General features: G+C 73.0%; 26 protein-coding genes. 16 read left to right on the forward strand and 10 right to left on the reverse strand.

The genetic code is table 11. From position 1 onward, the window contains the following. Positions 1-255 precede the first annotated feature (255 nt). Together HF519_RS20735 and HF519_RS31630 are read right to left on the reverse strand one after the other, a co-directional pair. Positions 256-1527, reverse strand: coding sequence for a cytochrome P450 (locus HF519_RS20735; RefSeq protein WP_169414650.1), 1272 nt, complete (start codon positions 1525-1527; stop codon positions 256-258). Positions 1528-1548: 21 nt separating this feature from the next. Then, positions 1549-1845 carry a DUF4326 domain-containing protein gene (locus tag HF519_RS31630; protein ID WP_312860242.1) on the reverse strand — a complete coding sequence of 99 codons (297 nt, stop codon included), beginning with the start codon at positions 1843-1845 and terminating at the stop codon, positions 1549-1551. A gap of 225 nt (positions 1846-2070) precedes the next feature. Here HF519_RS31630 and HF519_RS20745 point away from each other — a divergent pair, with 225 nt between their 5' ends. The 3 genes from HF519_RS20745 to HF519_RS20755 are packed head-to-tail and all read left to right on the forward strand — an operon-like array spanning position 2071 to position 6091. Beyond that, entirely contained in the window at positions 2071-2565 is a 495-nt protein-coding gene (locus HF519_RS20745; RefSeq protein ID WP_169414652.1) for a MarR family winged helix-turn-helix transcriptional regulator, read from the forward strand. Next, positions 2565-5288, forward strand: coding sequence for an MFS transporter (locus tag HF519_RS20750; protein ID WP_169414653.1), 2724 nt, complete (start codon positions 2565-2567; stop codon positions 5286-5288). The genes HF519_RS20745 and HF519_RS20750 overlap by 1 nt, the downstream gene beginning before the upstream one ends. Beyond that, a complete protein-coding gene (locus tag HF519_RS20755) occupies positions 5285-6091 on the forward strand; it encodes a YceI family protein (protein ID WP_169414654.1) in 807 nt (268 codons plus the stop codon). Before HF519_RS20750 ends, HF519_RS20755 begins: the two co-directional genes overlap by 4 nt. Before the next feature lie 57 nt (positions 6092-6148). Here the strand turns inward: HF519_RS20755 and HF519_RS20760 are convergent, their stop codons facing one another. After that, on the reverse strand, positions 6149-6697 hold the full coding sequence (locus HF519_RS20760; protein ID WP_169414655.1) for a methylated-DNA--[protein]-cysteine S-methyltransferase: 549 nt from the start codon (positions 6695-6697) through the stop codon (positions 6149-6151). A gap of 60 nt (positions 6698-6757) precedes the next feature. Here HF519_RS20760 and HF519_RS20765 point away from each other — a divergent pair, with 60 nt between their 5' ends. Together HF519_RS20765 and HF519_RS20770 are read left to right on the forward strand one after the other, a co-directional pair. After that, positions 6758-7024 carry a hypothetical protein gene (locus HF519_RS20765; RefSeq protein WP_169414656.1) on the forward strand — a complete coding sequence of 89 codons (267 nt, stop codon included), beginning with the start codon at positions 6758-6760 and terminating at the stop codon, positions 7022-7024. A 439-nt stretch (positions 7025-7463) separates the two neighbouring features. After that, positions 7464-8477 (forward strand): TerC family protein, encoded by a 1014-nt coding sequence (locus tag HF519_RS20770; protein ID WP_169414657.1) that lies wholly within the window; start codon positions 7464-7466, stop codon positions 8475-8477. 21 nt (positions 8478-8498) lie between these two features. Here HF519_RS20770 and msrA read toward each other — a convergent pair whose 3' ends face one another. The 4 genes from msrA to HF519_RS20790 all read right to left on the reverse strand — a co-directional run bounded on the left by msrA (position 8499) and on the right by HF519_RS20790 (position 14662). Further along, the gene (gene msrA, locus HF519_RS20775) at positions 8499-9170 is read right to left on the reverse strand and encodes a peptide-methionine (S)-S-oxide reductase MsrA (protein WP_169414658.1); all 672 of its coding nucleotides are present in this window, start codon (positions 9168-9170) and stop codon (positions 8499-8501) included. Positions 9171-9220: 50 nt separating this feature from the next. Beyond that, positions 9221-10969 carry a peroxidase family protein gene (locus HF519_RS20780; protein ID WP_169414659.1) on the reverse strand — a complete coding sequence of 583 codons (1749 nt, stop codon included), beginning with the start codon at positions 10967-10969 and terminating at the stop codon, positions 9221-9223. Between the two features lie 137 nt (positions 10970-11106). Further along, positions 11107-12906 (reverse strand): gamma-glutamyltransferase family protein, encoded by a 1800-nt coding sequence (locus tag HF519_RS20785; RefSeq protein WP_169414660.1) that lies wholly within the window; start codon positions 12904-12906, stop codon positions 11107-11109. Positions 12907-12961: 55 nt separating this feature from the next. Further along, on the reverse strand, positions 12962-14662 hold the full coding sequence (locus HF519_RS20790) for a TM0106 family RecB-like putative nuclease (protein ID WP_312860243.1): 1701 nt from the start codon (positions 14660-14662) through the stop codon (positions 12962-12964). A 107-nt stretch (positions 14663-14769) separates the two neighbouring features. On the opposite strand from HF519_RS20790, the gene HF519_RS20795 reads away from it, so the two are divergent. From HF519_RS20795 to HF519_RS20815, 5 genes are all read left to right on the forward strand, one after another. Then, a complete protein-coding gene (locus tag HF519_RS20795; RefSeq protein WP_246244734.1) occupies positions 14770-15351 on the forward strand; it encodes a DUF6474 family protein in 582 nt (193 codons plus the stop codon). A 175-nt stretch (positions 15352-15526) separates the two neighbouring features. Further along, positions 15527-16012, forward strand: coding sequence for a hypothetical protein (locus HF519_RS20800; RefSeq protein WP_169414661.1), 486 nt, complete (start codon positions 15527-15529; stop codon positions 16010-16012). A gap of 78 nt (positions 16013-16090) precedes the next feature. After that, the gene (locus HF519_RS20805; protein ID WP_169414662.1) at positions 16091-16843 is read left to right on the forward strand and encodes a YcnI family copper-binding membrane protein; all 753 of its coding nucleotides are present in this window, start codon (positions 16091-16093) and stop codon (positions 16841-16843) included. Further along, a complete protein-coding gene (locus HF519_RS20810) occupies positions 16840-17400 on the forward strand; it encodes a copper resistance CopC family protein (RefSeq protein WP_169414663.1) in 561 nt (186 codons plus the stop codon). Before HF519_RS20805 ends, HF519_RS20810 begins: the two co-directional genes overlap by 4 nt. Beyond that, positions 17397-18374, forward strand: a complete 978-nt coding sequence (locus tag HF519_RS20815) for a CopD family protein (RefSeq protein WP_169414664.1) — start codon at positions 17397-17399, stop codon at positions 18372-18374. Before HF519_RS20810 ends, HF519_RS20815 begins: the two co-directional genes overlap by 4 nt. 7 nt (positions 18375-18381) lie before the next feature. Here HF519_RS20815 and HF519_RS20820 read toward each other — a convergent pair whose 3' ends face one another. The 3 genes from HF519_RS20820 to HF519_RS20830 are packed head-to-tail and all read right to left on the reverse strand — an operon-like array spanning position 18382 to position 19680. Continuing rightward, positions 18382-18519 carry a hypothetical protein gene (locus HF519_RS20820; protein ID WP_169414649.1) on the reverse strand — a complete coding sequence of 46 codons (138 nt, stop codon included), beginning with the start codon at positions 18517-18519 and terminating at the stop codon, positions 18382-18384. Next, a complete protein-coding gene (locus HF519_RS20825) occupies positions 18485-19153 on the reverse strand; it encodes an SDR family oxidoreductase (RefSeq protein WP_169414665.1) in 669 nt (222 codons plus the stop codon). Before HF519_RS20825 ends, HF519_RS20820 begins: the two co-directional genes overlap by 35 nt. 59 nt (positions 19154-19212) lie before the next feature. Then, entirely contained in the window at positions 19213-19680 is a 468-nt protein-coding gene (locus HF519_RS20830; RefSeq protein ID WP_169414666.1) for a DUF4442 domain-containing protein, read from the reverse strand. Between the two features lie 165 nt (positions 19681-19845). Between HF519_RS20830 and HF519_RS20835 the strand changes: the two genes are divergently transcribed. From HF519_RS20835 to HF519_RS20860, 6 genes are all read left to right on the forward strand, one after another. After that, positions 19846-21696: an AMP-dependent synthetase/ligase gene (locus HF519_RS20835; protein ID WP_169414667.1), complete on the forward strand. Its 1851-nt coding sequence runs from the start codon at positions 19846-19848 to the stop codon at positions 21694-21696. 10 nt (positions 21697-21706) lie between these two features. After that, the gene (locus HF519_RS20840; protein WP_169414668.1) at positions 21707-22294 is read left to right on the forward strand and encodes a TetR/AcrR family transcriptional regulator; all 588 of its coding nucleotides are present in this window, start codon (positions 21707-21709) and stop codon (positions 22292-22294) included. 145 nt (positions 22295-22439) lie between these two features. Next, complete coding sequence (locus HF519_RS20845) at positions 22440-23468, forward strand: NAD(P)-dependent alcohol dehydrogenase (protein ID WP_169414669.1); 1029 nt, start codon at positions 22440-22442, stop codon at positions 23466-23468. A 53-nt stretch (positions 23469-23521) separates the two neighbouring features. Then, positions 23522-24586, forward strand: a complete 1065-nt coding sequence (locus HF519_RS20850; RefSeq protein ID WP_169414670.1) for an amidohydrolase family protein — start codon at positions 23522-23524, stop codon at positions 24584-24586. Continuing rightward, complete coding sequence (locus HF519_RS20855; protein ID WP_169414671.1) at positions 24583-25287, forward strand: iron-sulfur cluster assembly protein; 705 nt, start codon at positions 24583-24585, stop codon at positions 25285-25287. The genes HF519_RS20850 and HF519_RS20855 overlap by 4 nt, the downstream gene beginning before the upstream one ends. Before the next feature lie 71 nt (positions 25288-25358). Then, positions 25359-26055 (forward strand): haloacid dehalogenase type II (locus HF519_RS20860; RefSeq protein WP_312860244.1); only part of this gene is annotated, 697 nt, incomplete at its 3' end.

Here is a 26055-nt window from a genome sequence, read left to right on the forward strand (position 1 = left end):
CCGGCGGGCAGGTCGGGGGTGGGCGGGGCGGCGACGGGCGCCGGGGCCGTCGTCTCCACCGGCGGGGAACCGAGCTGTCCCGGCTGGGCACAGCCCGCGAGCACCAGACAGCCGCCCACCGCGAGCAGCACCATTCTGTGCACGATCGTGCTCACCGGGCCTCCCCCCGTCGCGTGCCGGGAGACTAGTGGCGACCGGATCCGCCGGCGGGGGCGGGGACCGTTTCACCCGGTTCGGCTGCTTCGGTACCGCGCGTCACCAGTGCAGCGGCAGGCTCTTGAGGCCGTTGATGAAGTTGGACGTGAGCCGCCGCGGCGGCCCGGCCGGCTCGACCTGCGGCAGCCGGGTGAGGAACTCGGTGAAGAACACGCGCATCTGCAACCGGGCGAACTGCGCCCCCAGGCACAGGTGCGGGCCTTGACCGAAGGCCAGATGGTCGTTCGGCTCACGGGCCGGGTCGAACGTCGCGGGGTCGGCGAAGCGGCGCTCGTCGCGGTGCGCCGACACGTGGTAGACGACGACCTTGTCACCGGCCCGGACGGGCTGACCGGCCAGCGTCAGGTCGCGGGTCGCGGTGCGCCGGAAGGTCAGGACCGGCGGATGCCAGCGCAGCATCTCCTCGATCGCGGACGGCAGCAGAGTGGGCTCGGTGCGCAACCGCCGGTAGGCCCCGGGGTGCTCGACGAGAGCCAGCACGCCGCCGGGCAGGGCGCTGCGCACGGTGTCGTTGCCCGCGATGACCAGTAGGAAGAAGAACATCTTGAGTTCGGCGTCGGTCAGTCGCTCGCCGTCCACGTCGGCCTGCACGAGCGCCGTCATCACGTCGTCCGCCGGGTGCGCGCGCTTGTGCGCCGCGAGCTGCTCGGCGTAGTCGAACATGTCGGCCAGCATCGCCGGGGAGCGCGGGTTGACCGGTCGCCCGCCGGCATCACGGACCACCGCGGCGTGCTCGGGGTCCTGGTAGCCGATCACCCGGTTGGTCCACTCCAGCAGCAGCGCCCGGTCCTCCGCGGGCACCCCGAGCAGGTCGGCGAGGTTCATCAGGGGGAAGTCGTCGGTGACATCGACCGGCAGATCGCAGTGCCCCGTCGGCGCGACGGCGTCGAGCAGGCCGCGGGCCCGCTCGGTGATCGTGTCGGTGAACCGCTCGAGGCGGCGGCGGGTGAACGCGGCGGTGACCAGCCGGCGGATCCGCGCCTGCTCGGGCGGATCCATGTTGAGGATCATCCTGCGGATGAACGGGAGGTCCGCCGGATCGGGGTCACGGATCTGGGTGGCGCCGAGAGCGGAGGAGAAGTCCTCCGGACTGCGCAGGACGTGCCGGACGTCGTCGTAGCGGGTCACCGCCCAGTAGCCGGGTCCGGCCGGCCAGATCCCGACCTCGTGCTCGTCCTGCCAGCAGACGGGGTGCTCGTCGCGCAGTCTGCGCAGTGCATCGTGCGGCACGCCGCGGGCGAAGATCCGGGGATCGAACACGTTCGGGATCCCGGCACCCGCCCGGGCGGCGGTCAGGACGTCCTCGGCCATGGTTGCCTCCCTGCCCGCATGCTAGATCCCGTTCGCGATCTCGATCAGCGAGTCGGCGTGGCAGGCCTCGGACGGCCGGCACCAGCAGGCCAGGTCGTGGCCGGCGAGCTCGCGGCGGGCGGCTTCGAGCAGCTCGGGCTGGGCGAGCAGCCACCTGCGGTGGGCCGTGATGGCCTCCGCGCGCCCCAGCTCGGCGACCGAGAACGGATTGCCCCAGCGTCCCGGCCGGGCGACGACGATCGCACCGGCCGGCTTGCGCCAGCCCTTGGTGCGGCGCAGCTGGATCCTCCGGGGCCGGTCAGCGTCGGCGGGGGGCACGGACCCACGGTAGGGGCGCCGGCCCGCGCACGGCCACACCCCGGTTCGCCCACGCCGATGGCTCGCCCGGGGGGAGATGCCCCGACTCGCAGGGTGGGTGAGTGAGGTCACTCCCGGCCGGTCGATATCGACTTGCCCATTGAGGCCGCCCAAGTGCATGGTTGGGCCCAACAACTTCTTGTGTGATACATGCAAAGTGCTGGTAAAGGATCTCCGGGAGCAGCCGTGGTGGGTGGAACGAGCACGCCCGAGGACCTCGACGTCGCCGATGCGGTCGCGCGTCAACTGGGGCTGCTCATCCGGCTGATCCAGCGGTCCGGGCGCCACCCCGGGCAGGACGGGATGGACCGGGCCAGCTTCCAGGTCCTCGCCCACCTCGCGACGGAAGGCCCGCAGCGGGCCTCCGAGCTCGCCGAAGCGGTCTGCACCGATCCGTCGACCGTGAGCCGTCGGGTCGCGGCGCTGGTCAAGGCGGGGCTCCTGGAACGTCGGGCCGATCCCGACGACGGCCGGGCGAGCCTGCTCGCCGCCACCTCCGAGGGGACCCGCGCCCTCGAGCTGAGCCGACGCCGGCGCGCGGAGGTCATCGCCTCCGCGATGACCGACTGGCCTTCGCAGGAGCGCCGGAAACTCGCCGATCTGCTCGGTCGCTTCGTCACCGACTTCCAGCACCACGAACCGCCGGCCGCCCCCGAGCGCCGGAACGGAGGGGGAATCTGATGTCCACCGAGGCTGCCACCGCGCCGCCCGCCCAGGTGCCGGAACGGAGTCCGGACGAGCTGAGCCACCGTCAGATCCTCACGATCCTGGTCGGCCTCGCGCTGGGCATGTTCCTGGCCGCCCTCGACCAGACGGTCGTGTCGACGGCGATCCGGACCATCGCCGACGACCTCGGCGGCCTCAGCATGCAGGCCTGGGCCACCACGGCGTTCCTCATCACGGGCACGATCAGCACCCCGCTCTACGGGAAGCTCTCGGACATCTACGGCCGCAAGCCGCTGTTCCTGATCGCGATCTCGATCTTCATCGTCGGCTCGGTGCTGTGCACGTTCCCGCAGACGATGTACCAGCTGGCCGCGTTCCGCGCCGTGCAGGGCCTCGGCGCCGGCGGGTTGTTCGCGCTGGCGCTGACGATCCTCGGCGACATCGTGCCGCCGCGGGAGCGGGCCCGGTACCAGGGTTACATCCTCGCCGTGTTCGGCACCTCCAGCGTGCTCGGCCCGGTGATCGGCGGCGTGCTCTCCGGTCAGGACGAGATCTGGGGCCTCGACGGGTGGCGCTGGATCTTCCTGGTGAACGTGCCGATCGGCGTGATCGCGCTCATCGTCGTGGCCAAGGTGCTCAACGTCCCGCACACCCCGCGCCCGCACCGCATCGACTGGCCGGGGGCGATCGCGCTCGCGATCTGCCTGGTGCCGCTGCTGATCGTGGCCGAACAGGGCCGCGAGTGGGGCTGGGGCTCCGGTGGGTCGATCACCTGCTACGTCATCGGTGCCGTCGGGCTGGTGCTGTTCCTGCTGGCCGAGCGGGCCTACGGCGACGACGCGCTGCTGCCGCTACGGCTGTTCCGCAACGGCGTCTTCGCCATCACCAGCATCGCCGGCGTGATCATCGGCATGGGCATGTTCGGCGGCATCGCGCTGCTGCCGCAGTTCCTGCAGATCGTGCACGGGGCGACCCCGACCGAGTCCGGTTTCATGATGCTCCCGCTGGTCGGCGGCATCATGGTCGCGTCCGTGGTCTCCGGCCAGATCACCTCGCGCACCGGTCGCTACAAGATCTTCCCGATCCTGGGCATCGCGCTGATGGTCGGCGCGATGCTCCTGATGCACTTCCGGGTCACCGTCGACATCGACCTGTGGGAACTCGACCTCTACATGGCCATGTTCGGCCTCGGGCTCGGGTGCTGCATGCAGACCCTGGTGCTGGCCGTGCAGAACGCCGTGCCCGCCCGGGACATGGGCGTCGCCACCGCGTCCTCGACCTTCTTCCGGCAGGTCGGCGGCACGCTGGGCACGGCGATCTTCCTCTCGATCGTCTTCAGCACGGTCGGCGACCGGATCAGCGAGGCGTTCCGCGACGCCGCCGGCACGCCGGAGTTCCGAGCCGCGCTGGCCGACCCCGCCGTGCGGTCCGACCCGGCCAACGCGCCGGTGCTGGGCGCACTGAACAGCGCGGAGGGAGCCGGTGCCGGCTCCGGCGTGCTCAACGACTCGTCGTTCCTGCAGAGCATCGACCCCCGCCTGGCCCGGCCGTTCCTCGTCGGCTTCTCGGAGTCGATGACGCTGACGTTCCTCATCGTGGCGTGTGTCCTGGCGCTGGCGTTCGTGGTGGTGCTGTTCGTCAAGGAACTACCGCTGCGCACGATGTCGGGGATCCAGGCACGGGCCGCCGAGGAGGCCGCCGCTCCCCCGGCGCCCGGCACGGTCGCCGGCACCACCACCGAGTTCGCGCAGCCGGCCCTGGCCGGCGCGGGCTCCGGGAACGGGCACGCCGGCAACGGGTACGCGGCGGTCGCCGGCGCCCGGCATGCACCGCCGGCCACCGGTCTGCCCGGACCGGCGTACGACGGCACCGGTCCCGCCGCCGGGCCCGGGATCTTCGGGACCGTGCACCGCGCCGACGGTGCCGGTCTGGTCGACGCCGTGGTCACGGTGACCGACCCGGCCGGCCGGCAGACGGCGCGCACCACCACCGCGATCGACGGCAGCTACCGGCTGGCCGTCCCGCACGGCGGCACCTTCCTCGTCGTCGCGGCGTCCGGCACGTTCCAGCCGCACGCCGCGATGGTCGCGGTGGCCGACCGCCCGACCCGTCACGACGTGCTGCTGACCGGGGCCAGCGGAGTGCACGGTGTCGTCCGCAGCCCCGACCCGGCCGGGGGCTCCCGCCCGGTCACCGGGATCGCCATCACCCTGATCGACGTGCGCGGAAACGTTGCGGCGGCCACCGTCGCCGACGAGTACGGCCGCTACCACCTCACCGGGGTGCCGGACGGCCGGTACACGCTGACCGCGGCGGGCGCCGGCTTCCAGCCGGTCGCGGTGAGCGTGCTGCTGCCCAGCGGCGTCGCGACCGAGCGCGACATCGAGCTGCCCCGGCGGGCCCGGCTGATCGGGACGGTGGCCGCGGCGAGCACCGGGCGCGGGGTCCCCGAGGCCCTCGCCACCCTCATCGACCCGGCCGGGGGCGTGGTCGGTGCCACCGTGACCGACGCCGACGGCGGGTTCGTCTTCGACGACCTGCCCGAGGGCACCTACACACTGACGGCGAGCGGGTACGCCCCCGTCGCGACGGTCGTGCAGGTGACGGCCGGCGGGGCCACGACGGCGCAGGTCACGCTGGCGGCCCCCACCGTCGGCGGGGACGCCCCGCCGACCGACCCGCACGGGATCCTGGTGGCACCGGTCGAGACCCCGGCGGAGAACGGGAGCCTGCGATGAGTGCCGGGGCCGTCACCGGCCGGTTGACCACGTCGGACGGATGGCCGCTGCCGGGCGGGACGCTGACGGCCATCGACGGCGCCGGCGCCCAGCGCGGCCGGGCCACCGCCCGCGAGGACGGCGGGTTCGTCCTCGACGGGCTGGCACCGGGCAGCTACACCGTGATCGTCGCGGCCGCGGGCCACGAGCCCGCGGCGCGCACGGTCGTGGTGCCGGCCGGGGCACCGGCGTCGATGGGCGTGCTGGCGCTGCCCCGGGTCGGCGGCCGGGTGCTGCCGACGCCGGGCACCTGGGTCATCGACCCGGTTCACTCCAGCATCCGCGCGAGTGCCCTGCACCTGGGGATGAGCCGGATCCACGGCCGGCTGCGCCGGTTCTCCGGTCAGATCCAGGTGGCCGATCCGCTGGAGAACAGCTCGGTCGAGGTCGTGATCGATCCCGCGGCCGTCGACTCCGACGACCCCACCCGGGACGAGCATCTGCGCAGCCCGGACTTCCTCGACGTCGCGGCGTACCCGGAGATCCGCTACAAGAGCGACGGTCTGCATCGGCTGTCCGCCGAGCACTGGCGGGTCGACGGGGTGCTCTCGCTCAAGGGGGTCAGCGCCCCGGTCGCGCTGGACGTGACCTACCACGGCTCCGGGCCGGACATGTTCGGTGGGACGCGCGCCGCGTTCTCCGCGACCGCGGAGGTGTCGCGGGACGACTTCGCCATCAGCTGGAACCAGTCGTTGCTGGCGGGAGTGCTGGCCATCGGGCGCACGCTCCGGATCGACATCGACATCCAGGCCGCGCTGAGCTGATCGCCGTCGGCGCGAGCGGCTGCGGCGGCGAAGCGGAGCGTCGTCGAGCGCCGCCGGTCAGGGCGAGTCGAAGTCCAGGGCCGGGGTGAGCACACCCTCGAGCGCGAGCAGCCACTCCTTGGTCGCGCGCCCGCCGCCGAAGCCGCCGACGCCGTCGGCCGCCAGCACCCGGTGGCAGGGCACCACCACCGGGATCGGGTTCGACCCCATGATCGACCCGACGCCCCGGGCCGCGCGGCCGGCGTGCCCGGCGCCCGGGAACGCCCCGCTGCGCTCGGCGAGCTCGCCGTAGGTGACGGTCCGGCCGTAGCCGACGCCGTCGTAGAGCGCCCGGAGCACCCTGCGCTGGGTACCGGAGGTCAGCCGCCAGTCGAGCGGCAGGGTGAACGCCCGCCGGGTGCCGGCCAGGTACTCGGCGAGCTGACCGGCGGCCGCGGCGATGCGTTCCGGATCGACGACCAGTGGCTCGCCGAGCCGGTCGGCGGCGATCGCCAGGTCGGTGGGCGCTGCGCCGAAACCGATCCGCACCACGCCGATGTCGCTCATCCCGACGGTGAGCGCGCCGATCGGGGCCGGGGCCGGCACCGTCGTCCACGCGATGGCCATGACCCCATCATCGCGCCCGCGCGGCTCGTGCGGGAGGCCGCAGGCCGGGACACCGGGACGATGGTCGATGCGCCCCGCACACCCCCTGCGCCTGGTTGCGCGCTGCGTTGGCCGCTGTCGGCACTGCCCGCCGTGGGGGTGCTGATCGCGGTGTCCTTCGGGCTCGATTCCGGCTCCCCCGCGGCCCGCGACGCAGCCCTGCTCCTCCGCGCGCCGGCCCTCTGGGTGCTGCTGCCCCTCGTCGTGATCTGGCTGCTGGTCACCCTGGTCCGGTACCTGACCGGCCGTGGGCGCGCGCCGGGGCCCGGTGAGCGACCGCCACGCTGATCGCGTTCGGAGACCGGCCGGAACGGGTAAGGGGCCGAGCCGGACGCCGGCCGGCTGACGCCGAGCGGTCGTGGAGGACCGTTCACCGACGGGCGACGGCGGTCGCGTCACCGCAGCGCCCCTGCGCCTGTTGACCGAGTACCTCCGCTCCCCAGGACGGTCTCCTCGGGCGAGGCACCTGATCGGCTCGCCCGAGGAGGAGCGGGGACCCGTTCCCGTGATCGCGTTCGTTGCCCGGCGGGGTTCCCGGGACGCGGAAGCGAGCCACCCGCCGGCCGTCCATCTCCGTCACCACGACGTGAACGGGCGTCCTCCCGCAGCCGGACCGGCCTCCACGCGAGACGAAGCGACGGTGCGCGGCGGTGTGCGGAGGCACAGCGCGGGTATCACCGCCACTGTGCGGCAGGTGACCGCGTGAGTCCGCGACCAGGAGGAGCCCGTGGGGGAGATCAGTCTCACCGCCTGGCTGGTGACGATCGGGCTGATCGTCGGTCTGCTGGCCCTCGATCTGGTGCTGGCCGCGCTGCGGCCCCATCGAGTGGGCTTCCGCGAGGCGGTGTTCTGGTCGGTGTTCTACATCGGGGTCGCGGTCGCGTTCGGTGTCGTGCTCGCGATGTGGGCCGGGCCCCAGTTCGGCACCGAGTACTTCGCGGGCTACATCGTCGAGAAGAGTCTCTCGGTCGACAATCTGTTCGTCTTCGTCATCATCATGACCACCTTCGCGGTGCCCGAGGAGCACCAGCACAAGGTGCTGACCTTCGGCATCATCCTCGCGCTGATCATGCGAGCCGTCTTCATCCTGCTCGGCGCGACGCTGATCTCGCTGTTCTCGTTCATGTTCCTGATCTTCGGCGCGCTGCTGATCTGGACGGCGGTCCAGCTGTTCCGGCATCGCGACGAGGACCCCGACATCCAGGACAACGGCCTGGTCAAGCTCACCCGCCGGGTGCTGCCGGTGACCGACCGGTACGACGACGGCAGGCTGGTCACCCGGCTGGACGGCCGCCGTGCGGTGACGCCGCTGTTCATCGTGCTGGTCGCGATCGGCAGCACCGACCTGCTGTTCGCGCTGGACTCGATCCCGGCCGTGTTCGGCGTGACCGACGAGCCGTTCATCGTCTTCACGGCGAACGCGTTCGCCCTGCTCGGCCTGCGGGCGCTGTATTTCCTGGTCCACGGCCTGCTCGACCGGCTGGTCTACCTGTCCACCGGCCTGTCGATCATCCTGGCCTTCATCGGCGTCAAGCTGATCCTGCACTGGGCGCACGTGGACATCGATCCGCGGGTGCCGGAGATCCCCACCGAGGTCAGCCTGATCGTCATCGTGGTGGTGCTGGTCGTGACCACGGTGGCCAGCCTGGTCAAGGTCCGGCGGGATCCGACCGCGCGGGCGCACGCCGGGTCGCTGCGCAGCCACCACGAGGAGGAGGCCGGCGCCGAACGGCGCAGGTGATCCGGCGCCGGCGGGGCTGGCTCAGTCCCGCTCGACGTCCGCCTGGACCCCGACCCCGGCCGGGCAGCTCACCCCGGTCCCGCCGATGCCGCAGTAGCCGTTCGGCACCTTGGCCAGGTACTGCTGGTGGTAGTCCTCGGCCCAGTAGAAGTGGGCCAGCGGGGCTATCTCGGTGGTGATCTCGCCGTAGCGGGCGGCGCGCAGGGCCTCGCCGTAGGTCTTCGCCGTCGACTCGGCGAGCTCGCGCTGCGCGTCGTCGACGTGGTAGACGGCCGACCGGTACTGGGTGCCCCGGTCGTTGCCCTGCCGCATGCCCTGGGTGGGGTCGTGGCCCTCCCAGAACACCTTCAGCAGCGTCTCGAAGCTGACCTGCGCCGGGTCGAACACCACGAGCACCACCTCGGTGTGCCCGGTCAGCCCGGAGCAGACCTCCTCGTAGGTGGGGTTCTCGGTGAACCCGCCCGCATAGCCCACCGCGGTCGAGTAGACGCCCGGGGTCTGCCAGAAGATCCGCTCCGCACCCCAGAAGCAGCCCATGCCGAACACGGCGGTGGACAGGCCCTCGGGGAACGGCGGCTGGATCCGGTTGCCGGTGACGAAGTGCTGCTGTGGCACCGCCAACGGGGTCGACCGGCCCGGCAGCGCCTGCTCCGCGGTGACCATCTGTGACTTGTCGCGTCCGAACAGGACCATGCCGTCAGGCTACGCCGCCGTCGCCGCCACGCCCCGACCGCGACGGCGGGTCAGACGGTGGGCGAGGCCGGTTCGGGGAGCGCCGCCGGGTCGGCCTCGTCCTCGGGCTCCTCGGGGTGCGGCTCCTCGGGAGCCTCCGGCTCCTCGGGGTGCGGCTCCTCGGGGTGCGGCTCCTCCGGCTTCACCTCCCGAGCCCGCTCGTCGATGGCGTCGGCCATGAGGATCAGGTCGCCCATCGCGAAGGAGCCGCCCGGGTTGAACTCGGGGTTCCTGTTGAAGTACGAGGTCCGGTCCAGCGCCATCAACCCGAGGATCACTTCGGCCACGATGCGCCCGCCGACCGGGCCGAGCTTCGTGCCGCCGAGCAGCTCGGACTCCTTGAGGATGTAGAACCAGAGCGGCGCCTTGCCCTTCCACCCGGGTTCGGTGAGCCCCAGCTGGGCGTTGCTCAGCGGCTTGATCCCCATCGCGACGGCGACATCCTGGCCGGCCGGGAGGCCGAGCCGCTTGCCGCGGAGCAGGTTGCGCTCGGCCAGCGCGATGATCGCGCCGGCGGTCGGCGCCACCACCGTCGACGGCAGCGTGAACAGCGGCAGCGACAGCTGGGTGTCGATGAGCCGCGCCATGTTGCGGTCGTCGGGCGTGCTCATGCCGGGGATGTCGAAGAAGTAGTTCCAGTCGATCCACATGTTCTCCGGGATCGGCCGCGAACCGCGCAGGTCCTCGTAGCCGTCGGGCGCGAAGATCGGCACCGTGTGCCCGTCCTGCACCTCGTACTCCGCGCGGATCATGCTGTGCCCGAAGCGGTACGCGGCTCCGGCGTACTCCACCGGCATGTAGGGGCGGTTCGGGTTGCGCGGCTGGTAGAGCCGCCCGGTGAACTGGATCGGGCCCTTGCCCCGTCGGCGCAGCAGGCTGTTCACCACGTTCTTGCCGGCGATCCGCGCCAGGAAGTCGTTGACGATGAGCCACTGGTAGTGCCAGCGGACGAGCTGCTGGGCCTGCTCGAAGGTCTTGCCCTGGTCGCGGAACTTGTTGTGCAGCCGGAGGAACACGACGTGCAGTTGCGCGACGATCAGGTTCTCGTCGTTGCGCGGGTCGCCCAGGTAGGCCGCGCCCACGTCGTCCCGGGGCAGGTCGTGGACGCCGTCGTGGAAGTTGACCAACATGTAGCCCGGTTTCGCCGGGTCGTACAGCTCCGGGTTGGCGGCCGGGCCGCCGCCGTAGAGGCTGCCCAGGTCGAACTTCGGGGTGTCGTAGTTGACCATCCCCCGGGGGTCCTGCTTCTGCAGCGTGAGCGGGGTCTTGTCGCGCGTCATGTCGTGGTCGATGAACTGACCGAAGTAGATGTAGCCGGCCGGCATGCTGACGTTGTCGAACTCGACGTCACTGTCCTTGACATCGCTCAGCGGCTGCTTGCCGTCGTTCATGCGCAGAGCCAGCGCGGTGAGCAGCGCATCCGGCGGGTTGAACGCCGGGAGCCGCTTGAACATGACGCCGAAACGGGCCTCCCGGTCGCGTCCGAATCGCACCGCGATGTCACTGCCCCGCGGGTCGCCGATGCCGTGCGCGCCCCGCATCGCCCGCGCCCGGCCGCGCACGGCCTGCGTCGGGGCGGGAGCGGCGACCGGTCCGCTCGGCGCCGCGACGGCCGTGCCGCCGACCCCGGCGAGGACGGGCAACGTGGCGAGACCGGCCGCGCCGGCGAGCACCCGGCGCCGGGAGACCCGCTGGTCGGTCACCGTGGCGGCGCCGCTGAACGGGCACCCACCCATGTTCTCCGTGCTCCGACCCTGCATGGCCCTCGTGTCTCCCCCCTGTACCGGACCCGTGTGGTCCGAACCTGGGGAAGCTTGGGGGGCCGAACGGGCGAGCGGCAGACACGACAAAGGGGCGTAACGACCCCACAATTGAGGGAGTCAGGCCCCGTCGGCGCTCAGTACGCGGCGGCCGCCCCGACCCCGCTGCGGATGTCGGCGGCGGCCCGCAGCAGTCGCCCACCCCCACGCCCGACGGCACACAGCCGCCCGAGCGCCCACGGCCCGGCGTCGGTGACCAGGTGCCCCCGCGCGGCCAGGGCGGCGATCGTGTCGGCACCGAGCCGGGACTCCACCACCAGCCCACCGGGCTCCCACCCCCGCGGCGCGAACGACGCCGGGAACGCCGTGGAGTGCCACGCCGGGGCGTCGATCGCGGCCTGCAGGTCGAGCCCACCCACGGTGTGGGCCAGCCAGAAGCACAGCTGCCACTGGTCCTGCTGGTCACCGCCCGGGGTGCCGAACGCGATCCGCGGCTCGCCGTCGCGCAGTCCCAGGGATGGGCTGAGCGTGGTGCGCGGACGCCGTCCGGGCACGAGCGAGGCGGGCAGCCCGTCCTCCAGCCAGAACATCTGGGCCCGGGTGCCGAGACAGAAACCGAGTGCCGGGATCGTCGGCGACGACTGCAGCCATCCACCGGACGGCGTCGCGGAGATCATGTTCCCCGCGGCGTCGACCACGTCGACGTGCACGGTGTCCCCGCGCACCGCGCCGGTGGGGCTCACCGTCGGCTCGCCGAGGCCGGGCGCGGACACACCGTCGCCGCGGGGGGCGCCGGGCCGGGCTGCGTATCCGGCCAGCCGGGGCTCGCGGCCGTCCGGGCGGCCCGGCCGCAGCTCCAGCGACGCGGTGTCACCGATCAGGGCCCGGCGGGCGCCGGCGTAGGCCGCCGAGACCAGCGTCCCGAGCAGGACCCGGTCCCCGGGATCGAGGCTGTCGCCGTACCAGGCCTCCCGGTCGGCGAACGCCAGCTTGGCCGCCTCCGTCACGACGTGCACGGTGTCCGCGGTCGCGACGCCGTCGGCGTAGGACAGGTCCGTGTCGCGCAGCAGTTGCAGGGCCTGCGGCAGGACCGGGCCCTGCGACCAGGAAGCGCACTTGGCGATGGTCCAGCCGTCGCCGGTGTCGACGGTCACCGCGTCCTCGTAGGACGCCGACCAGCGGGCCAGGTCGTCGGCGGTGACCAGGCCCGCGTGGTCGCGCCCGCTCTCGTCACGGACCGGCGTGGCGCAGAACGCCGCGATCTCCTCGGCCACGAAACCGCGGTACCAGGCGTCGCGGGCCGCGTCGATCTGCGCCTCGCGGGTCGGACCGACCGCCGCCGCGAGCAGCTTCTCCCAGGTGGCCGCGAGCGCGGGCAGGCGCAACGTGTCGCCGGTGGCCGGCACCCGGCCGCCCGGGAGCCACTGCGCTGCCGAGGTCGGCCAGTGCACACGGAAGTGGTCGGCGACCGCGGCGATCGTCGGCGGGATCCGGGGGACCAGCGGGAACCCGGATCGCGCGTAGCCCAGCGCGGGTGCGAGCGCCTCGGCCAGGGTGAGGGTGCCGTGGTCACGCAGCAGCGTCAGCCAGCCGTCCCACGCCCCCGGCACGGTGGCGGCAAGCAGCCCGGTGCCGGGCACGATGTCCAGGCCCAGGTCGTCGCGCAGCCGGGCCGTCGTGGCCGCGGCCGGGGCGACACCCTGCCCGCACAGCACCCGCGGCGCCGGGTCGGTGGCGGTGACGAAGACCGCGGGCACCTCGCCACCCGGACCGCACAGGTGCGGCTCGACGACCTGCAGGACGAACCCGGCAGCGACCGCGGCGTCGAACGCGTTGCCGCCGCGGGCCAGCACGGCCATCGCGGTGGCGGTGCCGAGGTAGTGGGTGCTCGACGCCGCGCCGTGCTGTCCCTGCTGCTCGTGCTTCCGGGGAGCCATGCCGCCACTCTCGCATCCCCCGCGATCCGCGGGCCCGTCGCGGCGAGGCGGGGCGCTACAGGTCGGCGGCCAGCGGTACCTCGTCGATCGCCGGGGAGGACATCCACACCCGCAGCGCTCGGGTGGCCTCGACGTCGTCCTCGTTGTACTGCAGCAACCGCTGCCGCTGCACCACGTTCGGAGGGGCGCCGTCCATCCCGACGGCGTCGCGGTACCAGCGCATCGAGTTCTCCCCACCGGCTTCGGGATCGCGCCAGCTGAACCCGGCGCTCGGCGCGATGCGCTTGAGCCCCTTACCGTGCGCGCACAGGAACCAGTCGCTGACCAGGGCGAACAGGTCGACCCAGGACGGCGCGGCGATGAACGACTCCACCTCGGCCACCGTGGGGATGCCCGGCATCCCGGCGAAGCGCCGGGCCGAGGCCAGCAACCAGCGGTTCTCCGCCTGCTCGTTGTAGCAGTAGGCGGCGAAGGTGCGACCGGTCGCCGCCGCAGCGGCCCGGACACCCGAGAGCCACGTCCAGAACTCGGCGAACGAGCGGCCCTCGTCATCGGTGGGCACCGGCTCCCAGGTGGCGAACGAGCGATAGCCCTCGGGCTCGTCACCGGGGCGGGTGCCACCGGGGCGGGTGAGCAGCGCCCCCCACAGGTACGCGCCCGACTCGCCGAAGCTCTCCATGTCGATGTCGACCTCGACATCCGCCCGCGGCACCGGCACCCGCGGCACCCGGCGCACCACGGACAGCCCGCGCTGCCAGGCGCGGGCGAGCGCCACTGTGTCGGCGAAGGGCATGCCGGGCAGGGGCACCGGAGGCTCCCCCGCCGGGTCGAGTGCCGCGAGCCCGCTGACGGTGCCGATCCCGGCCGAGCGCAGCACGACGGCCGTCTCCCCGCGCACCACCAGGCTCACGTCCTGCGTCCGGGTGAGCTCCGCCTCGCAGGTGGGCCACCACGGGCAGCGCCGGCACTCGGTGACGCGGGACGGTGCGGCCAGTGCCGGTGAGCCGGTGGCCGCCGCAGCGGCCACGGCGACCCGATCGGCGAACCGCGCGTCGTACTCCGCCAGCGTGCTGCGGCCACCGGGCCAGTGCCCGGCCGACAGGTCGTGCCAGACGACGACGTCGGCGTCGACCCCGATCACGCCCCCGAGTTCGCTGCCGGCCGTCCCCGGCTCGGCGCCCCAGCCGGCGGTGCCGAGCATCCGGTTGAGGTGGGCCAGCCGCAGCAGGTCGCGCGGCTGGGAGCGGACCTTGCGGTCCGGGTCGGGCGCGGCGCGCCCCGGCCACGGCTCCAGCAGCGGTGTGGTGAGCGCGCCGGAACCGGGATCGGTGATCCGGTGCCGGACGACGATCACCGGCAGATAGCCGCCGCCGGGCGCCCGGACCAGCAGTTCCGCCGACCCGCGGCGGGCGGCCGACCGGTCGAGCGGCAGCACCGCCCCCCAGATCAGCGGCGCTCCCGCAGCCACCGCCGCGGCCGTGGCCGCGGCCCGCCGGCGCGCCGGGCCCTCGGCCGGCACCGCGTGCAAGGACTCCCCGGTGGCCGCCGCGAGCGCGGCGCCGATCTGCGCCCGGTGCGCCACCGCATCGGTCCGGCGCTGCTCGAGCGACGGATCCGGCAGCGCCTGCGGCGCGTCGACCGAGGCCGGGTCGTGATCGAGATGCACCCGTCGGCGGCAGCGCGTCACCGCCGCCGCGTCGAGCAGGATCCCGTCGACCCCTGCCGCGTCGCTCCTGCCGTTCACCGTCAGTGTCACACGCCCGAGGGTAGAGACCTCGGCCGACAACCTCCGCGCCTGCCACGGGCGCGTCCGGGCTCTAAGCTGCCCGCAACCTCGGCGCGCGGGGGACGAGGAGGACGGACATGGGGCTCCGAAGAGGACCCAGGAGAGCGGGCCGCGCCGGTCGCGGCGCAACGGCGACCACCGACGCCGACACGATCGCCGGTGCCGGAACGAACGGGCAGCCCGGTAGGAAGGCCGCCCGGAAGGCGGCGAAGGCCGAGAAGGCCGCTCGCGGGCCGCTGACCCCGGCCCGGGCCAAGCGCGCCATCGGCGTGGGCAAGGCCGTCGCTCCCCTGCTCGCCCCGTACGCACTCGCTGTGGCGGGTCTCGCCCGGTCCCGGTGGGACGAGCACCGGGCGCGCAAGCTCGGTGTGTCCCCCGACCAGCTCTCCACCTACTCCGGGCGTGGTGGGGCGCTGCACGCCCGGATCTCCCGCGCCGCCGAAGCGCTGGTCGAGCTCGACTCGGCCGATGCGCACGCCACCGGCGCGGCCCGCCGCTTCGCCCTCGACACGCGGCCCCGGCTCGCCGACCTCGCGGTGGCGGTCCGGGCCGCGGAGCAGATGCCCACCCCGCGGCGGCGCACCGCCTACCGGGCGATCTCCGGCGAGCTCGACCAGATCGAGACCGCTCTGCTCATCCATCTGGGCATCCGCACCTGATCGCACCGCCTGCGGACGGGCCGCAGGCGTGGCCGACCCCGCATCTTCGGCCCCCCAGCGCGTGTGGTCGTGCCCGTCCGCGGCGTCTACCGTTCCTCTTATGACGCGCCGAACCGCCCCATCGGGTGATGATGCGCGTCCGATGCCGGGTGCCCGCGCCCTCACGATCGCGGTGATGAGCACTCTGATCACCGCCGCCGGGCACCTCGCCGCCGGCGGCGCCGCGCCCGACCTCCAGCTGCTCGTCATCCTGTTCCCGCTGTTCGCGGCACTCGTCACGGCGCTGGCCGACACCTGCCGCACCGCAGCGGGCATGCTCGTCGTGCTCGGCGCGGGACAGCTCGGGATGCACGTGCTGATGGAGGTGCTGGCCCACTCGCACCCCGGCGCCGTCGTCGTCACGACCGGGGTAGGGGTCACGACGATGCTCGCGATGCACGCCGTCGCGACCCTGGTCACCGCAGCGATGATCCGCGACGCCGATCACGTGCTGCTCACGGTGTTCGCCGCGCTCCGCCGGGCGCTGCCGCGGCGGATCACCCCGCCGCCGGCCGACCGCCCGCTGCGCACCCTTCCGGTGCCCGCGCCCGCCGTGGTCGGGCACACCGCCCGGGTGCCGATCTCCGGACTGGCCCGGCGGGGCCCGCCGGTGTGGGCCTGACCGAGCCCACCCGACCCAGTCCCGCTCCCGCGCCACCCGAGGGCGCGCCGGCAGCGGACACCCCCGTCCGGAGACCCCATGACCCGACCGTTCCGTCGATCCGCCCTGCGCGGCGGCGTCGTCGTCACCGTGGCCGCGGCAGCGGCCCTGATCGGCGCCGCGCCCGCCTTCGCGCACGTCACCGCCCAGCCCGGCCAGGCCACCCAGGGCGGCTACACCGTCATCACCATGCGGGTGCCCAACGAGTCCGACACCGCAGGCACGGTGAAGCTCGAGGTCAGCCTGCCCGCCGACCACCCCATCACCTCGGCCCGCACCACCCCGATGTCCGGCTGGACGGCGAGCGTCGTCAAGGCACCGCTCGCCACACCGATCCAGCGCAACGGGGGCACGATCACCGAGGCGGTCAGCACCGTCACGTGGACCGCCCAGCCCGGTACCCGGATCGGGCCGGGCGAGTTCGTCGACTTCCCGCTCTCGGTCGGCCCGCTGCCGACCGACACCGACACCCTCGTGCTCCCGGCCACTCAGACCTACGACGACGGCAAGGTCGTGGCCTGGAACGAGCCGACCCCGCCGGGCGGTGCTGAGCCGCAGCGTCCCGCCCCCACCGTGACGCTGGTCGCCGCCGACGCTGCGGCCGCCGGTCACGGCCACGGGACCGGCGGCCGGCCCGCCCTGACCGCATCGGTCGCCGGCACCGACTCCACGGCCCGCTGGCTCGGCGGCGCCGGCCTGCTGCTCGGCGCGCTCGGGCTGGGCCTCGGCGCCGGAGCCGCGCTGCGCACCCGGGGCACCCGCCGGACCACCACCCGAGAGGAGACTTCGTGAGCACCCGAACGGTCCGCGCCACCGGCCGGGCCCTGGCCGTCACGATCCTGGCGGGGCTCGCCCTCGTGCTGGGGGCGGCACCCGCGCTTGCCCACGCCCAGTTCGAGGGCAGCGACCCGGCCGACGGCGCCAGCCTCGCCACCGCCCCGACCCGGGTGACGGTCAGCTTCAGCGACAAGATGCAGCAGGGCTTCAACACCCTCACCGTGATCGGCCCCGACAGGCAGGCCTACCAGGACGGCGAGCCCGTCGCGTCGGGCAACACCGTGAGTGTCGGGGTCAAGCCGCTCGGCCCGGCCGGGCGCTACGACATCGGCTACCGGGTGGTATCCGACGACGGGCACCCGATCGAGGGCAGCGTGTCCTTCACCCTCACCACGCCCGGCCCCGCCGCTGCCACGGCCCCGACCGCCCCGGCGGCGGCCGAGCCGGCACCGGCCGCCGCGGTCGCGCCCGACGAGGGCTCCGGCGGAGCGCCGATCTGGCCGTGGATCGTCGGAGCGGTGGTGCTGGTCGGCGGTGGCGTCGTAGTCGCCCTGCGGCTGGGCCGAGGATGACCAGGGCGGCCGCGCGGCCCGGTCCCCGGCGCCTGTTGCAACCGGCGTTGTGGGCCGGGCTCGCGGTCGTCACCGCCGTCGTGGCCGGCGTGTCCGCCGGTGCGCTCGACGGCTCGGCCGTCCCGATCCTGATCGGCACCTCGGTCACCCGCTCCGGGATGGACGTCGCGGCCGTGGCCTGCATCGGGCTGGGGCTGCTGAGCGTGCTGCTGCCCGGCGGCACCGAGTACCGGGAGACGTTCGACCTGCGACGCCGCGTCGACCGGGCGCTCGTCGCGCTGGCCGGGGCCTGGCTGGTGCTGGTGCTGGTCGGGATCATGTTCCGCGCCGCGGACGCCTTCGGCCGGCCGGTCACGTCGCTCGGCTCCGGTGAGGTCGTGCAGTGGAGCGTCCAGCTGGCCGCGGGCCGCGGCATGGTACTCACCGCCGGGTGCGCCGCGGTCGTGCTCGGCTCCGCCGTCGCCCGGATGCTGCGGCCCGAGCAGGTCCCGATCCGGGTCGCGCTGGTCGCCGCGCTGCTCGGCGCGGTGACCCCGGCCGTGACCGGGCACGCGAGCTCCGCGCCCGACCACCAGCTCGCGGTGATCATGATCGCGCTGCACATCGGGGCGGCCGCGGCCTGGGTCGGCGGACTCGGCGCCATGCTCGTGCTGATCGCCCACCGCCGCACCCTGCTGGGGGCGGCGCTGCCCCGCTTCTCCCGGCTCGCCGGGTTCTGCGTCGTGGCCGTCGCGGTCACCGGCGTGCTCAACGCGCAGGTGCGGCTGTCCTCCTGGGCCGCGCTGTGGACCACCGGCTACGGCTGGCTGGTGATCACCAAGACGATCTGCCTCATCCTGCTCGCCGGCCTCGGCGGGCTCGCCCGACGCCGTCTGGCCACCGGGCGCGCCCCGGTGTTGCGCTGGGCCGGCGTGGAGGTCGCACTCATGGCCACCACCCTGGGCATCGCCGCCGCTCTCACCCAGACGGCCTGACCCGCCATCAGGCAGCGCGGTAGGCCTCCAGCGCCGCGCCCGAGCACCCGACGGCGTGCAGCGCCGCGCCGACCGGCCCGCCGCCGATCACGACGACGAAGGTCCGGCGGTCACGGACGCGTCCCGGCCAGCGTGGCGACCGCATCGGGGATGGCGTCGTCCCCCGCGCGCAGTTCGAGGGTCTGTCCGGCGGTGCCCGGGGCGTCGAGCAACGCGGCGAGCACGGCCGCGGTGTCGTCACGGCTCACCTCGTCGCGGTCGACGGGCGGGGGCGCGAGCCGGACCCGTCCCGTCCCGGGGTCGTCGGTGAGCCGGCCGGGGCGCAGGATCGTCCAGTCCAGGTCGGTGGCCCGGATCGCGTCCTCTGCGGCCTTCTTCGCGCGCAGGTAGGCGGCCCACACCTCGTCCGTACCCTCGGCCGGGGGCTCGTCCACACCGGTCGAGGAGATCAGCAGGTAGCGTCGCACCCCGGCTTGCGCGGCGGCGTCCGAAAGCAGCTCCGCGGCCGCCCGGTCGACGGTGTCCTTGCGTGCGACCCCGCTGCCCGGCCCCGCGCCGGCCGCGAAGACCACCGCGTCCGCGCCGCCCAGGTGCGTGGCCAGCTCGTCGGCCGTCGCCGACTCGAGGTCGAGCACCACGGCGCTCGCCCCGGTGGCCTCGACGTCGTCGACGTGGCCGGGGTTGCGCACCACGCCCATCACCTCATCGCCACGCCCGGCCAGCAACGTGGCCAGTCGAAGGGCGATCTGTCCGTGTCCTCCCGCGATCACGACTCGCACGTCGGCGGACGCTAGTACCGTCGCCGCCCGGCCGCCGACCGGAGCGAGCCCGACCGGGTTCAGGCCGTCGGGACGGGGCGGTTCGGCTTGAGGGTCCACACCACCGACACGGCGGTGGTCTGGGCGCCCTCGGCGTCGCGGACGCTGACCTCGACCGTGAATTCCGGCCGCCGCCCCGCGTCGAGTTCGGCGAGCACCTCGTCGGCGGGCCGGGTCAGCACGGCCTCCGCGGTGAGCGGTCCGCGAGCCAGCTTGCGGTAGCCGATCTGTGAGCTCACCACCAGCGGTGTCGCGTGTTCCATCGTCGTGCCGAACGCCGCCAGCCCGACCGCGCCGGACGCCGTCTCCGCGAGCCCGAAGATCACCGCCGCGTGCGGTCCGCCGACGTGGTTGCGCTGATCGGCGCGGTCGGGCAGCACGGCGGTCGCCCGCTGCGCGGTGATCTCGCCGAACTCGATCCCGGCGGTGCTCACCCAGGGCACGGTCGCCTTCATCGCGTCGGCCACCCAGCTCGCATCGTCTTCCATCCCGCGAGGTTACCCACCAGTAACAGCAGAGCGAAAGACCGTGGGGTGCGCTGCCGAGAGCGATAGGAAGCTCCCGATCGAGGCAGACTCGAACATTTTTCTAGAATCTTGTTTTGATCTGTTGTTAACCTCGGCGCGCCACCGCGACCTGCCCGAGGAGCACCCATGAGCCGGCCGACGACCCAGCACCTGAACCCCCCGACGGGGGCGGGCGCCGCGACCATCGCAGGCATGTTCCTCGACCGGGTGGCCGGTGGAGCGAACGACGAGGCGTTCCGCTTCCCCGCGGCGGACGGATCGTGGGAGTCGGTGACCTGGCGGGCCACCGGTGAGCGGGTCACGAAGCTGGCCGCCGGCCTGCTCGCCCTGGGGATCGCGCCCGGGGAGCGCGTGGCCATCGTGTCGGGCACCCGCTACGAGTGGATCCTCGCCGACCTCGCCGTCATGTGCGCCGGGGCCGCGACCACCACCGTCTACCCGAGCACGATCGCCGACGACGTCGCCTACATCCTGTCCGACTCCGACAGCCGGGTGGTCATCGCCGAGGACCCGACCCAGCTGGCGAAGCTGCGCGAGCGCCGGGCCGAGCTGCCCGCCGTGCACACCGTGGTGCTCGTCGAGGGCGGCCCCGGGACCGGGGACGACGGCGACGACGGCTGGGTCATCGGGCTGGACGAGCTCGCCCGCCGCGGCGCGGAACTGCTCGCCGCCACTCCGGACGCGGTCACCGCGCGGATCGCGTCGATCGCCCCGGACGACCTGGCCACCCTGATCTACACCTCCGGCACCACCGGCCGGTCCAAGGGCGTCCGGCTCACCCACGCGGCGTGGGCCTACCAGGGCGGGACCCTGGCCTCCGAGCGCATCCTGCGCCCCGACGACCTGCAGTACCTCTGGCTCCCTCTCGCTCACGCATTCGGCAAGGTGCTGCTCACCGCGCAGCTCGCCATCGGTTTCGCCACCGCGGTCGACGGGCGGGTGGACCGGATCGTGGACAACCTCGCCGTGGTCCGCCCGACGTTCATGGGTGCGGCGCCGCGGATCTTCGAGAAGGCGCACGCGAAGATCGTCACCACGGTCGCCGCCGAGGGCGGGGTGAAGGCGAAGCTGTTCGACTGGGCGCTGTCCGTCGGGATGAAGGTCAGCGAGGCCACGCTCGCCGGCCGGCCGGTCCCGCCGCTGCTCGCCCTCGCGCACCGGGTCGCCGACGCGCTGGTGCTGCGCAAGATCCGCGACCGGTTCGGCGGGCGGATCCGGTTCTTCGTCTCCGGTTCCGCCGCGCTCGCGCCCGACCTGGCCCGCTGGTTCCACGCCGCCGGGGTGCTCATCCTCGAGGGCTACGGGATGACCGAGTGCGCGGCCGGGGCCAGCGTCAACCGGCCCGACAGCTATCGCCTCGGCACCGTCGGGCACCCGCTGCCGGGCACCGAGATCCGCATCGCCCCCGACGGCGAGGTACTGATGCGCAGCCCGAGTGTCATGAGCGGGTACCACCAGCTGCCCGAGGCCACCGCCGGTGCGCTCGACGACGGCTGGCTCGCCACCGGCGACATCGGTGAGATCGACGCCGACGGCTTCCTGCGCATCACCGACCGCAAGAAGGACCTGTTCAAGACCTCCGGCGGCAAGTACGTCGCCCCGCAGCCGATCGAGGGCAAGCTGCTGGCGCTGTGCCCGTACGTCAGCCAGGTGATCGTGCACGGCAGCGGCCGGAACTTCTGCAGCGCGCTGATCGCGCTGGACCCGGACGCCATCCGGAGCTGGGCCGCGGGGCAGGGCCTCGGCGATCGGCCCTATGCCGAGATCATCGGGTCCCCCGCGGTCCGCGACCTCGTGCAGGGCTACCTCGACCAGCTCAACACCCAGGTCAACCGGTGGGAGTCGATCAAGAAGTTCGTGCTGCTGGAGCGGGAGCTGACGATCGAGGACGGGGAGCTGACCCCGAGCCTCAAGATCCGTCGCAAGAAGGTCGAGGACGCCCACCGCGACCGGCTCGACGCGCTCTACACGTCATAGGCCCACCCCGGTGAAGCAGCAGCGCGGCGAGCAGACGGTCCGCCGGCTGCTCGACGCCGCTCTCGCCGTGCACGCCGCGCACGGTTCCGAGGGCTTCACGGTGCACGCGGTGACGGCGGCCAGCGGCGTGAGCCAGGGCAGCCTCTACCACCACTTCGGCAGCTTCGACGGGCTCTCGGCCGCGCTCTACGCCCGGTGCATGGGTGAGCTGATGGACGCGCTGGTGGGGGCGACCACCCCGGCCCGCACGGCACGCGACGGGGTGCACGCCCTCGTCGTGGCCTACCTGCGTTTCGTCGCCGACCACACGGCGGCGGCACGGTTCATCCACAGCACGCCGTGGCTGACCTTCGCGCCGCCGCACGCCGCGCTCGTCGCCGCCGCCAAGGCCCCCCGGGTGGAGCGGTTGCTGGAATGGGTGCGCCCGCACGTCGAGGCCGGTCGGGTGGTCGACCTGCCGGCACCGTTGATGGAGATACTGGTGGTCGGCCCTCCGGGCGAGGCGGCCCGGCGCTGGCTGGCCGGATCACCCGACGTCGATCTGGAGCAGGCCGTCGCGCTGCTCCCGGAGCAGGTCTGGCGGTCGGTGAAGGCCTGATCGGCCCGCACCCGTTTCGTCTCTTTTCTCGCTCCGTGGAATCCACCCCCTTGTGACCGTCACCACCTCGGATTGGGATCGGACCAGTGATCCCGCGAGCAACGCCGCCCCGAGCGCGTTCCGCCGAGACCGAGGAGGTGCGGGCGTGAAAGCCGTCCGCGTGCACGAGTACCACGCCGATCCGAAGATCGACGACATACCCGAACCGAAGATCACCGGCCCGTTCGACGTGATCGTCAAGGTGGGCGGGGCCGGGGTGTGCCGCACCGACCTGCACATCCTCGAGGGCCAGTGGGCCGAGGCCATGGGCCCGGAGCTGCCCTACGTCATCGGGCACGAGAACGCCGGCTGGGTCCACGAGGTCGGCGAGGGCGTCAGCAACGTCGCCCCCGGCGACACGGTGATCCTGCACCCGCAGCCGAGCTGCGGGCTGTGCCGGGCCTGCCGCGCGGGCAAGGACATGCAGTGCACCAACGCGTTCTTCCCCGGCCTGTCGAACAACGACGGCGGCATGGCCGAGTACCTGCGCACCAGCGCCCGAGCGTGCGTCAAGCTCAACCCGGACACCAACCCCGCCGACGTCGCCGCGTTGGCCGACGCCGGCATCACCGCCTACCACGCGGCGCGCAAGGCCATCCCGCTGCTGTACCCCGGCACCACGGCCGTTGTGCAGGGCGCGGGCGGGCTCGGCCACATCGGTATCCAGTGCCTGGCCGCGCTCACTGCGACCCGGATCATCGTGGTCGACAAGAACCCCGACGCCCTCGCGCTGGCCAAGCAGATCGGCGCCGACGAGACGGTCCAGGCCGACGGCAGCCACATCGACGCCGTCAAGGACCTCACCGGCGGCGAGGGCGCGAACGTCGTGTTCGACTTCGTGGCCGAGCAGGGCGCCGAGAACGACGCCTGGCAGATGACCGGGCCGGACGGCTACCAGTTCGTCATCGGCTACGGCGGCCAGTTCTCCGCCCCGACCCTGGACTTCGTCGCCGGGGAGAAGAACGTCATCGGCAACATCGTCGGCACCTACAACGACCTCGCCGAGCTGATGGTCCTGGCCCAGGCCGGCAAGGTCACGCTGCACACCAAGCAGTACCCGCTCGATGCGGCGCTCGACGCCATCCACGATCTCGACGCCGGCCGCGTCCGCGGCCGCGCGATCCTCGTCCCCTGACCGCCTGCACCCGATCTGTCCTGCAACGACGCTGACGCGGAGGCACCACCACCATGTACGAGAAAGATGGCGAGAAGTACTTCATCGTCGACTCGCATATGCACTATTGGGACGCCAGCCGGGAGAACTGGGTACCGGGGCGGGAGAACCTCGCGAAGGGCTGGATCGACTGTTTCTACGGCTACCACCAGCTCGGCCCGCCCGAGACCCAGTGGGACTACGAGAAGTACCTGAAGTACTCCGAGGAAGACCTCATGCGCGACGTCTTCGAGGAGGGCCACGTCGACGTCGCGATCTTCCAGTCGACCTACCTGAAGTACTGGTACACCGAGGGCTTCAACACCTCCGAGCGGAACAACCTGCTCACCGAGAAGTACCCGGGCAAGTTCATCACCAACGGCCGCTTCGACCCGCGTGAGGGCGATGCCGGCCTCAAGCAGCTCGAAGAGGACGTCAAGCGGTACAACCTCAAGGGTGTGAAGCTCTACACCGCGGAGTGGATCGGCGACTCCCGCGGCTACAAGCTCAACGATCCCGAGTGCTACCGGTTCCTGGAGAAGGCGCAGGAGCTGGGCATCAAGAACATCCACGTGCACAAGGGCCCGACGATCTGGCCGCTGGACAAGGACGCGTTCGACGTCGCCGACGTCGACCACGCGGCGACCGACTTCCAGGACCTCAACTTCATCGTCGAGCACGTCGGCCTGCCGCGTATCGAGGACTTCTGCTTCATGGCGGTGCAGGAGCCCAACGTCTACGCGGGCCTGTCCGTGGTGGTCGGCGGCCTGATGCACGCCCGGCCGAAGTTCTTCGCCAAGGTCATGGGCGAGCTGCTGTTCTGGGTCGGCGAGGACAAGATGACCTTCGGCAGCGACTACGGCATCTGGGAGCCGAAGTGGCAGGTGGAGGGCCTGGTCGACTGGCAGATGCCCGACGACGACCAGTACGCGGACTACCCGCGCCTGACCACGGCCAGCAAGAAGAAGATCCTCGGGTTGAACGCGGCCAAGCTGTACGACATCGAGGTTCCCGCGGAGTGCCAGCTGCCCACCACGGCCGACGAGCCGATGCAGCCCGGTGAGGAACTGGTCAAGGACACCGCCGGGGTCCAGGCATGATCGAGGCCCCCCCGGGCACACCGCCCACCGTGTGGGCGGCGTTGGAGACGGTGCTCGACCCGGAGCTGGACGAGCCCATCACGGACCTCGACTTCGTCGAGTCGTGCACCGTCTCCGCCGCCGGGGTGGCCACGGTAGTGCTGCGGTTGCCGACGTTCTTCTGCGCGCCGAACTTCTCGTTCCTGATGGTCGCCGACGCCTATGACGCGGTGTCGGCGGCGGAGGGGGTCACTCGCGCCGAGGTGACACTGGCCGATCACTTCGCCTCCACCGAGATCAACGGTGGGGTCGCCGCCCACTCCGGGTTCGTCGGGTCGTTCGCCGGCGAGGCCGTCGAGGAGCTGGACGCGCTGCGCGCCCAGTTCCTCACCAAGGCCGCGCTGGCCGGCCAGGACCGGGTCGCCCGGCCGCTGGTCGACGCCGGGATGGGTCCGGAGGAACTGGCCGAGCTCACCCTCGGCGAGGTGCCGCCGTCGCCCGACCTGGACCGGCTCCGGGAGCGGCGGGCCGCGCTGGGCATCCCGCACGGCGACGACGCCCCGTTGCTGGTGCACGCCGACGGCACGCGGGTGACGTCGGAGCAGGTGCCACTGCACCTGCGCCGGGCACGGCTGCAGCGGGTCGGGATCGAGACCAACGGGGAGTACTGCAAGAGCCTGTTGGCGAGCCGGTACGCACCGGGGGCGGCCACCACGCCCTGACGGTGACGCGGAAGCGGCCCCGACGATCATCGCCGGGGCCGCTCTCGCGCGCGCTGGCTAGGGTCTGGCGGGTGAGGACATCCATGGCCGCGTCCACGGCCGCTGCGCCGGGGCTCCGCGACGTGCGCGCGCTCGTGTTCGACGTGTTCGGGACGGTGGTCGACTGGCGGCCGGGCGTGGCCCGCGACGTGCGCGCGCTGCTGGACGGCAAGGTCGACCCCGAGGCGTTCGCCGACGCCTGGCGCGGGCGCTACCTGCCGTCGATGGACCGGGTCCGCCGGGGCGAGCAGCCCTGGACCAACCTCGACGGGCTGCACCGGGAGTCGCTGGACGAGCTGCTGGTGGAGTTCGGCGTCGCAGATGTCCCCGAGCCCGCGCGCGCGGAGCTCGTGCTGGCCTGGCACCGGCTCGACCCGTGGCCGGACGTCGTCGACGGGCTCATCCGGCTCAAGCGCGACCACGTGATCGGCACCCTCTCCAACGGCAACGTCGCGCTGCTCGTGCACATGGCCAAGCGCGCCGGCCTGCCCTGGGACGTCATCCTGTCCGCGGAGCTGGTGGGCCACTACAAGCCGGACCCGGAGATCTACGACGCCGCCCCGCGGCTGCTCGGCCTGGCGCCGGAGCAGGTGATGCTGGTGGCCGCGCACGTCGACGACCTGGCCGCGGCCCGGTCCCGCGGCCTGCGCACGGCGTACGTACACCGCCCCGACGAGCGCGGCGGGGTAACCGCCCCACCCACCACCGACCCGCAGGCCGACCTCAACG

The sequence above is a fragment of the Pseudonocardia bannensis genome, assembly GCF_012911875.1.
GTDB classification, from domain to species: Bacteria; Actinomycetota; Actinomycetes; order Mycobacteriales; family Pseudonocardiaceae; genus Pseudonocardia; species Pseudonocardia bannensis.